The organism is Lysobacter sp. MMG2, from assembly GCF_016735495.2.
Taxonomy (GTDB): Bacteria; Pseudomonadota; Gammaproteobacteria; order Xanthomonadales; family Xanthomonadaceae; genus Lysobacter_J.
Genome location: NZ_JAERQY020000006.1, coordinates 153,852 through 162,082 on the forward strand (window position 1 = coordinate 153,852; position 8,231 = coordinate 162,082).

The 8,231-nt window shown below is 60.6% G+C and carries 11 protein-coding genes; 9 read left to right on the forward strand and 2 right to left on the reverse strand.

Annotation, left to right across the window (positions count from 1 at the left end):
* Positions 1–87 precede the first annotated feature (87 nt).
* The 7 genes from JI752_RS18700 (at position 88) to JI752_RS18735 (ending at position 4,972) form a co-directional block, all read left to right on the forward strand.
* Positions 88–294, forward strand: a complete 207-nt coding sequence (locus tag JI752_RS18700) for a DUF4224 domain-containing protein (RefSeq protein ID WP_216967106.1) — start codon at positions 88–90, stop codon at positions 292–294.
* Between the two features lie 1,209 nt (positions 295–1,503).
* Positions 1,504–1,728 (forward strand): hypothetical protein, encoded by a 225-nt coding sequence (locus tag JI752_RS18710; protein ID WP_216967112.1) that lies wholly within the window; start codon positions 1,504–1,506, stop codon positions 1,726–1,728.
* 288 nt (positions 1,729–2,016) lie between these two features.
* Complete coding sequence (locus tag JI752_RS18715; protein ID WP_216967115.1) at positions 2,017–3,114, forward strand: TIGR03118 family protein; 1,098 nt, start codon at positions 2,017–2,019, stop codon at positions 3,112–3,114.
* A gap of 521 nt (positions 3,115–3,635) precedes the next feature.
* Positions 3,636–3,854 (forward strand): hypothetical protein, encoded by a 219-nt coding sequence (locus JI752_RS18720; RefSeq protein ID WP_216967118.1) that lies wholly within the window; start codon positions 3,636–3,638, stop codon positions 3,852–3,854.
* Between the two features lie 89 nt (positions 3,855–3,943).
* Positions 3,944–4,270 carry a hypothetical protein gene (locus JI752_RS18725; RefSeq protein ID WP_216967121.1) on the forward strand — a complete coding sequence of 109 codons (327 nt, stop codon included), beginning with the start codon at positions 3,944–3,946 and terminating at the stop codon, positions 4,268–4,270.
* Positions 4,271–4,282: 12 nt separating this feature from the next.
* Positions 4,283–4,519 carry a hypothetical protein gene (locus JI752_RS18730; RefSeq protein ID WP_216967123.1) on the forward strand — a complete coding sequence of 79 codons (237 nt, stop codon included), beginning with the start codon at positions 4,283–4,285 and terminating at the stop codon, positions 4,517–4,519.
* Positions 4,520–4,660: 141 nt separating this feature from the next.
* Positions 4,661–4,972, forward strand: coding sequence for a response regulator (locus JI752_RS18735; protein WP_216967125.1), 312 nt, complete (start codon positions 4,661–4,663; stop codon positions 4,970–4,972).
* 415 nt (positions 4,973–5,387) lie between these two features.
* On the opposite strand, the gene JI752_RS18740 is transcribed toward JI752_RS18735, so the two are convergent.
* The gene (locus tag JI752_RS18740) at positions 5,388–6,344 is read right to left on the reverse strand and encodes an SOS response-associated peptidase family protein (RefSeq protein ID WP_216967128.1); all 957 of its coding nucleotides are present in this window, start codon (positions 6,342–6,344) and stop codon (positions 5,388–5,390) included.
* 226 nt (positions 6,345–6,570) lie between these two features.
* Here JI752_RS18740 and JI752_RS18745 point away from each other — a divergent pair, with 226 nt between their 5' ends.
* Together JI752_RS18745 and JI752_RS18750 are read left to right on the forward strand one after the other, a co-directional pair.
* The gene (locus tag JI752_RS18745; protein ID WP_216967131.1) at positions 6,571–6,774 is read left to right on the forward strand and encodes a hypothetical protein; all 204 of its coding nucleotides are present in this window, start codon (positions 6,571–6,573) and stop codon (positions 6,772–6,774) included.
* 3 nt (positions 6,775–6,777) lie between these two features.
* Positions 6,778–7,320, forward strand: coding sequence for a hypothetical protein (locus tag JI752_RS18750; protein WP_216967133.1), 543 nt, complete (start codon positions 6,778–6,780; stop codon positions 7,318–7,320).
* A 285-nt stretch (positions 7,321–7,605) separates the two neighbouring features.
* On the opposite strand, the gene JI752_RS18755 is transcribed toward JI752_RS18750, so the two are convergent.
* Positions 7,606–8,091 carry a hypothetical protein gene (locus tag JI752_RS18755; protein ID WP_216967136.1) on the reverse strand — a complete coding sequence of 162 codons (486 nt, stop codon included), beginning with the start codon at positions 8,089–8,091 and terminating at the stop codon, positions 7,606–7,608.
* Positions 8,092–8,231 lie beyond the last annotated feature (140 nt).

The window sequence follows — 8,231 nt, forward strand, 5'->3', positions numbered from 1 at the left end:
TCAATGCAGGAATGAGAACCGGTGAGCAGTGCTGTGCTGCGGAGTGACTTAAGGTGACGCCAACTCCGTTAAGGACTGCTCACATTCATGACCGCATTGACCCTGTCGAAGTCAGAGGTGGCGCAGCTGACCAGATCTCCACAGAAGGCAAGGCAAGTTGCCTTTCTCGTTCGGAATGGGATTCGGCATTACATAGATGCATATGGCTGGCCGGTTGTGATGCGCTCTACGGTAGAGGGCCGGGATGCTCCCTCGCGGCCTGAGAAGCCAAAGTGGTCCCCGGGCTTAATCTAGCCGTGTACCGTCCACCACTCACCGCGGGTGGTCGAGCCTTGGCCCCTGATGCTGCGCGACTTCGTTTGATCTCGAAGAGTTAGACGAAGGTGGCCCGTGTCCGCACTCGACAAGTTGCCGTGGACTGAGTTGGCCCTAGCTGCGGACGAATGCGCGCAGCTCTTTGGCCTGTCCAAGGATCGATTTCTAAGGACCATTGCCTGCCTCCCTACGTTCCCCCGGCGGGTGAACTTGAAACCGGCAGCGTGGAAGGCCGGCGAGGTGGTGGAATGGCGCGACGCGAATCGATTCCATGCGCGCAGGAAGCGCGAACGATGACGCTTGCTGAGAAGGTTCCTTGGACGGAGTTGGCTCTATCCGCCGACGAGTGCGCCGAGCTCTGGGGGGTGTCGAAAGACCACTTCCTGCAAAGGGTGGCCTGTCGTCCGGGCTTTCCCTCGAGGCTGACCTACAAGCCGGCAACCTGGCGCGCGGGCGAGGTCGTGGAGTACCGGAACAGTCACCGGGCCGGCAAGCATCGATGAGCGAACCGAAGGGTCTGCAATGGGCGCGTTGGCTGACCGAGGCTGAAGCGGCCGAGTACTGTCGCTGCTCTTTGTGGGCATTCCGAAAAATGGGATTACCTGCAAACAACTCAGGTGGGAGAAAGGTCTATTTTCGAGAGACTTTAGATGCTTGCCTTCAGTCTCGCCCATGGTCGCGAGAGCCGCGCGCCTTGCCCACGTCTTCGCTAGACGCACGCCTGTCGGCCATCCGACTACGGCCGTACAAGCCCCGCAAGAAGCCTGAACTCAAGGAGTAGGGGGCGCTGGATATGTCGGAGACTTGGCTCACGCCTGATGAGGTCGGGGAACTCACTGCCCTAAAGCCGAACAGCTGGAAGGCTCAATGCCGGCGGCTGGCTTCGATGGGCATCCCTTTCCTACCAAACGCAGTGGGCCGTCCACTCGTTGAGCGGACGGCCGTCTTGAAGGGTCCTCGGAAAGTGACTAAGCCAAGAGTTGAGCCCAACTGGCCGGCCATCAACAGCGTTCCTAGACGGCCCAAGGGCCGCAGGGGCCACTAGCGTTAGATCCCGACAGAACCGAGCGCATCCAATCGCGATAGCGCCTGACGATCGGTCCGCCCCAAGCGATTCAAGCCAGGGGTGTCCCGGCCGATATCGCGGCAATCCCATTTCTCGGTGACGGCATGTCGAAGGATCTCCCCGTGACCGTCTACGCCGGCTTCGTGCTAATTGGCCTGCTCGGTATTGCTCTGCTCACTTCGATGGCGATGGGACTGTCGGACAGCCATGAGGCTTGCGTCGTGGAGGTAGTCGAAGGCGCGGGCAGTGAAAGGGAGTTGCGCCGAGCCTTTGAGGGTGAGGCCTGCCGCGAAATGGAAACGAAGGCGAAGGTGGGCGAGGCCACCATGCGGGCCCTGTTCGAATAGCCCCCCCTCACACGACGCTTGGTGCTGCTGGTAATGCCCGCTTTCGACCCAGCGGACTTTGCTTAGAGGCCCGAAACGAACGTTTATCCTCTTTTACCCGAGGCAGTCAGGCATACACGCTCTGCACAAAGCACAATGAAGTGAGCCTGTGCTTACGCGCGGCCCTCTCGTGAGCGCCTCGCCGCAGCGACTGACAGACGGCTCGGATCGAACGTTGTCGCGGCCTAGACTTAGGTGCCGAGGGAGTGGGACCCACGACGTTGTGTCAGCACTTCACGGGAGGCCGTCATGCATCGCCATCTTCGATTCTTCCTGCGGCTGTGTTCGGTTGTCGCGTTCTCGATGGTTCTCGCGATAACGCCAGCGCTCGCTCAAAGCAGGTACAAGGTGCGCTACCTGGTGTCGAACGGCACGATTGCAGCAGACCACATCGATTCCAACCTTGTCGATCCGTGGGGACTCGCATTCGATCCGTATGGGTTTGCGTGGGTCGCATCACCGGCCAGTCGCGCCGTGATGAAGTACGACGGAAACGGCGTATCACAACCGCCCTTGGTGCGCGTGCCCGTCTCGGCTTACGGCAACCTGAGGCCCTTCGGCATCGTCTTCAATGGCGGCTATGAGGGTTTCATCACTTGCAATGCCAATGGTCTATGCAGGACCAGTCGGTTCTTGATGACCACGGACATCGGTTCGATACACGGCTGGAACCCGGAAACCGATCCGGCCGTCGCCTTCTACCGCTTCAACAGCGGATCACTTCCCTACCTTACGGGAATGGCGCTCAGCGGCTGCTGCGGCCGTCAACTTCTCTACGCGGTGCTGCCCGGCCAGCGTGGTTTGCCCGTGTTCGACAACGATGCCAACGGAAACATCAAGCGCAGTTCGATGCCTGTCGGTGCGTTCTACGATCCGGCACTTCCGGCTGATCTGGCTCTACACAATGTGCAGGCCATCGGCGGGAACATCTACGCTGCATACGCAAGGTTCGACGGCTTCAGGCCACCTAACGCGGTGCCAGCCGCGGGAGCGGGACGAGTGACGGTGTTCACTCCGAGCGGGCGTCTGATCAGGGTCATCTCGACCGGCGGCGCACTGAATGCTCCGTGGGGAATGGCCATGGCGCCCGCGGAGTTCGGAGATCACAGCAACAAGCTGCTAGTCGCCAACCTCGGTGATGGGCGTATAAACGTCTTCGATCCAACCAGCGGTGCGCACCTGGGATGCCTGCGGGATGCGTCCGGCAATCCCATCGTCATCGATGGCCTCCGGGCAGTGCAGTTCGGCAACGGAGTTGCCAATCAGTCTGTGAATACGCTGTACTTCACGGCCGGACCGGTCAATGGAGCCGCGGGCTTGTACGGCCGCGTTGATCTAATCCGATAGCCGCGGAATTGGGACCGTACCAGCAAAGCGGCGGCGAGTTGGTTCGATCAAGCGCACTGAATGTCCGCTCCTGGCCGATAGCGGACTTTCGCCCGGGTGCCTGCACCGCAGTGCTAATGTCCGCTTTCGACCCAAATCAGACGTTCGGCAACTGACGAGTTCGAGCTCATAGCTCTTTAAAAGGACTTGCGATAGGAGCTATCCCTATGACCGATGTAGTTGTCTATGTTCCATTGGACGGCGCGGCACACAGCCTTGAGCCGGAGGACAAAACTCGCTTCACACCGGTTCCGGTCAGGACGAATGCTTGGGAAAGCAGGAGCACTTTTCTTTACCGAGAGCAGGGTCTTGACGACAGTTCCTTCAGGCAGAAACTGTTGGATTGGAACAACAAGTGCCCGGGCGAAAAAGTGGATTTTTGGCAGGCAAGCGTACCCCACGCATAACCGCTGTTGAGGGCCGCCGCTCGGCCCGCTACTGCCTGGGATACGACCGTCCTGGGCCAAATACGAGAAGGCATCATGACTGCCGAAGATGAATCGATGCTTGAGCTGTTCGGGGCGCTTACTACATGCCTCTCCCGGGTCATTGCGTTGACCACTCTTCCGCAGCTTGCGCGATTCGAGACTGAGGTGCTTGAGCTGCTGCAAAATGTGGGCGCCGAGTCAGCCTCAACCAGAGCATTCCGTTCGGTGCTTCGTGAAATAGAAGGCCGGCGTGCGCTCCTCGCTCCGCAGTAGCAGCGTGATCTTTCGTGCCCGGGCGGGTGTTGGATGGCCGTCCGCTTAGCGGTCGCAACCTGTGCGACGGGCGGCCGTAGGATGGCGCCATGCTTCCGAACGGCTTCCACTTCGAACGGTACGTCGATGGCCCTGGCCTTTACTTGGGCGATCGGGTCGTGGCTTCCGCATGTCCGGCGAACTACGACCCGGATCCACCATGGCGGCTTTGCATCAACCCCGCGGGCCTGCCGCGCTATGTATTCACGAGGACCGAGGCCGACTCGATCCGATACATGGAGGCGTGGGCCACTAAGTGGGAGAACCGGATCAAGGAGGAGGTCGGCCGTACGGGCAATCCATTCGGCCACCTGCTGGTCCGACCGCGCGAGCAGGTCACGACCACCCATCACCGCAGGCGCCGCAAGCGCCACTGACAAAGGCCATAGATGACGACTAAACAATCTTGGGCCGAGATCCTCCCGTGGCTGCAACAGCTTCGCCTCACCGCCGAGGACCTGAAATCTCGCTTCCCTGATGAAGCTGACTTCATGCCCCGGTTTGCAGACCTTGCCGACGACGTCCTTGCGTCGTCCGATAACGACTGCATCGAGGAGGCCAGTATCCGGATCACGGACATCCTGATCGATCTGGGCTACGTGCCCGAACATGAGAGACAGCACTGACGTTCGTCAGCGAGGTGAGAGAGCGATGAAATGCCGGCGACGTCACGGACGCGACAGTACGCTCGCCTGAAATCTCTCGTAGTTGCTCTAATGCGGATTTTGCTAGTTGAAGACACGCCAGAAGTCGCAGATTGCGTCGTAATGGCGCTGGAGGCCCTCGGGCACACGGCGGTACATGCCAGCTCCATTGCACAAGCCGTGCACCTTCTGGAGGGGCGGAAGACATTCGATGCAGCAATGCTGGACGTCAACATGGGCGCCGAGACGACCGCCGACGTGGCGATGGTTCTGACGGAGAGCGGCATCCCCTACGTAATCGCAAGCGCGCGCGCCGCCGACGATCTTCCTGCCGGAATGGTCGGCACTGGTCACCTGCGCAAACCTTACCTCCTTGATGATTTGGAACGCGCACTGCAAACCTGTCGCATCCATACCGTAGGGCCAAGGGACTAACGGCTGCTCCAACGTCCGCCTCACACCGCGTGCTGTATGGTCCAGAAGCAATCGCACCGGGCGCACTTCCTGCGTCCCGACATTGGGCCTCCGTGCAGCTCGTCCGCTGCGGCGTCGCCCTACGGCACCTCAGCGGCAGCACATTGAGGTGCACTGTGAAACTGTCAGAGCAGCCCGTCAGGCTTCACGACGATTCCGCGCGCATTAATTGCGATCAACGATGGCTCGCCCAAGCTTTGGGACGTAGCGCATCCACGTGTCTCGCACATCTGGATTGGGACGAAGTTGCGGCTCACTTAATGGTCGCTTGGCATACAAGTTCCGTGTCCGGGCGGGTCGAGTGGAGTGAAGTCGAACCTATTGCCTACGAAGCCTGGTCTGCCGCGTTAGATCACAGGCGAAACACCGAGTCGGTCTAAGCCGCCACTCGATGCTCGTAGAAGGGATGCCGCTTGTCCTCCAGTATCTCGTCCATGATTGCGAGGTTCTTCGGGTCAGGACTGAGCCAAGCGTCCATATGCTCAGGCTTGATGTTGATGATGGTCCGATCGTGGCCGGTCATCGCCACCTCTGGCTCCGGTTCATCAGTGATGGCCGCGCAGGACAGTAGCTCCTCGACGCCATCGGTCCATGCGTACCAGAGCACTGGGATGTAGAGCGGCTCGCCCGTCTGCGGCGTGAACTCCAGCTCCATGCTCTTCGGACGCTCCCCATCGGCCAGCGCGCGCTGCTCGTAGTCGTGGCGCGCCACGCTCTCGTAGAAGTGCGTCGCGACCATGATTCCGTGGCGGTAGCCGTAGAGACGCTTCCAGACGCTTCTGAGGCTGTCTCGGCGGGCGTTGTAGGTGCCGGGCTTGGCCTTCTCGTCGGCCAAGGTCCAGCCGGGTAGGCGGCACTGATAGCGCATCGGCTTGACAACCTTCCGCCCGTCCTCGATGACCATCACCAACGTGTAGTCGCCGGGCCATATGCGGTCGTCGTCTTCGGCGGGCTCTGTCCGCTGGAGCCTGTCGGCCTTGAGGCGTTCCGCCGCGATCCGGTTGTTCGCCACACGGATGATCTCCTGGGACTTCTTGGTGACCCGTTTCTGCAGGGCCGCCTCTGCCTCGGCGATCTTCTCTTGCTGGATGGCGATTCGCTCGTCGATCCGGGCCAGCTCGGCCTCCCGGGCCTCGTCGATCATCTGCTTCACCTGGGCCTCGAACTCGTCCTGCGGCTCGGCGAAGGCCAGCTCGATGGCCTTGGGGATCTTGGGACTGCCACCCTCCCGGCGCTCCCAGAAGATCCGGGTGAAGTCGCCGATGCTCAGAATGGCCCCGAACTGGCGGGTGAACTTCTTGTAGTCGGCCCAGATCTGCGCGGAGTAGCACATAATCTCTTGTCCTTTCGGCTTCAGCTAGCTGAACGTCGAGTCGCGGCCACCGCTGCGACGGTCTAACCCATTGATTGTAAACAGGCCGCGCGTAGGGTAAATGGCGAATGTGAACTAGTAGGCAGGAGGGCGGAATGCGTCACTTGCGACGATGTTAGCCACCCCCGTAGAGTTGCCAGCTGAGCAGATCCGGTATCCCGGACACCTGCCTCATGGAGGAAACGAAATGCTCAAGCGCAACTATCCCGCTCCTAAGGTTGGCAAGTCGTATGCGCTGCATACGCAAGCCCGCAGCGAGCCCGCGCGTCTGAACGTCTCCGTGACTCGCCAAACCTTGTTGAACATCGAATCAGCCGAGCCGTCCGACCAGATGATGGCTAAGATTCGTAGCGTTGTGGACCAGTCGCGCGTCGCCGACGAATCCATTTGACACGTGGGTATTCCCGCGTCGTGGCAGGGCGCCAGCCTTCCCGTCCTGGCAGAAGTCTGCCTCGCATATTTTCCGTACAACGAAGCTCCTGATGCTCCCGGACCAGTGGAGCACCCGGTTCTTGTGCTCGCAATCAGCCGGAAGGATCCCTTTTCGCTGTTCGTGGCATACGGAACAAGCCAAGGCATTGACCACCCGCATCCTTGGGATTTGGTTCTAAGCAAAGACGAAGCTCAAGAGATTGGTTTGTCCAAGCCGACGCGTTTCGCGCTCGATAGAACAGTTTGGCTCCCTTACGACGACGTATGGTTCAAGCGCGCAATTGGTCGTCAAACCCCACGCCTCGGTGCGTTGCCAAAGGCAGCTTTGAAACGCCTGGGCGAGAGCCGCATCACTTGGGAGCATGCGCATCAGATGTCGCTCATCCCAGGCATGGAGCCAAAGGCGGATTTAGCCAAGACGGAACACGTAGCCCCTGCGATTTCTGATGCGCCCGTCGTAGAGCAATCGGCCAAGGTTAAGCCTGCCTCTCAAGCAGAGGAGTAGTGCGGTCCAAGTGATGTTGCGTGCCCGCGCGTGTAGACTTCCACACGTAGCGCCCGCGGCCGTCGCCATGACCGAGGTCAATTGAGACGAGAGCCGCAGTCTCGCTCTGGCTAAAGCCTTCGCTGTGGTACAGACGCATCATGTCGCAAGCGTAGGCATACGCAGGGCGTGCGCTTGCAGACTCAGTCGCTCGCTAGCGGGTCGATACGCACCCCGGCAGCCACATGAAGACCCGGACGATGTATCCGTCCGGGTCGGGCTTGCGCATTCATGCGTGTAGCGGTGTCAAGGTTCCACGCAATGCGGTGTCGGGCACGGCGGCGGATCTACCGGCGGCGGCTCGCCCCCCGGCACGCCGTACACGTCAACGTGCGTGATCGCCACGCCAGCCGACTTCAGCGTGAAGCGGAGCCAGTTGGTAGTAATCCATGGCGCTGCTACCGAACCGCTTTGCGCGCGGGTGAATAGCATCGGATTGCTGCCGTCCGGGTTCGACACCCACACCTCGGCGTCGGAGCGGTTGGAGTTCCATGTGATGGTGGATGTGCAGCGATCGCTGCCCCACGGAATCGTGCACGGGTTCGGGTTGGCGCCGATGGAGCCCGACGGCGGAGGGAGCACGCTGATGGACCAGTCCGGCGTCGCGCCGCTGAGCCACGACATCCCATCCTTTACCATCCTCCACTGCATCTGGTACGTGCCCGCCCAAGCGGGCGCCTGCACCCAGAAGTTGAAGGCAACGTCCTGGCCAGGGCCGACGTCATGCGGCATCGCGACGCGGTTGGTGCTGTAGCGTCCTCGAAAATTCGATCCAGTTGGAAGTAGAGTTTCCCCAGAAGGAGCTCTGCATGAAGAAGTCGAAATTCACCGAGGAACAGATCGTCCGGATCCTGAAAGAGGTTGAAGCCGGC

What these genes read in the sequence shown, in the direction of transcription:
- JI752_RS18700 (WP_216967106.1), top strand. Translation starts at nt 88, where the DNA reads ATGACCGCATTGACCCTGTCGAAGTCAGAGGTGGCGCAGCTGACCAGA.
- JI752_RS18715 (WP_216967115.1), top strand. Translation starts at nt 2,017, where the DNA reads ATGCATCGCCATCTTCGATTCTTCCTGCGGCTGTGTTCGGTTGTCGCG.
- JI752_RS18720 (WP_216967118.1), top strand. Translation starts at nt 3,636, where the DNA reads ATGACTGCCGAAGATGAATCGATGCTTGAGCTGTTCGGGGCGCTTACT.
- JI752_RS18725 (WP_216967121.1), top strand. Translation starts at nt 3,944, where the DNA reads ATGCTTCCGAACGGCTTCCACTTCGAACGGTACGTCGATGGCCCTGGC.
- JI752_RS18730 (WP_216967123.1), top strand. Translation starts at nt 4,283, where the DNA reads ATGACGACTAAACAATCTTGGGCCGAGATCCTCCCGTGGCTGCAACAG.
- JI752_RS18735 (WP_216967125.1), top strand. Translation starts at nt 4,661, where the DNA reads ATGGCGCTGGAGGCCCTCGGGCACACGGCGGTACATGCCAGCTCCATT.
- JI752_RS18740 (WP_216967128.1), bottom strand. Translation starts at nt 6,344, where the DNA reads ATGTGCTACTCCGCGCAGATCTGGGCCGACTACAAGAAGTTCACCCGC.
- JI752_RS18745 (WP_216967131.1), top strand. Translation starts at nt 6,571, where the DNA reads ATGCTCAAGCGCAACTATCCCGCTCCTAAGGTTGGCAAGTCGTATGCG.
- JI752_RS18755 (WP_216967136.1), bottom strand. Translation starts at nt 8,091, where the DNA reads ATGCCGCATGACGTCGGCCCTGGCCAGGACGTTGCCTTCAACTTCTGG.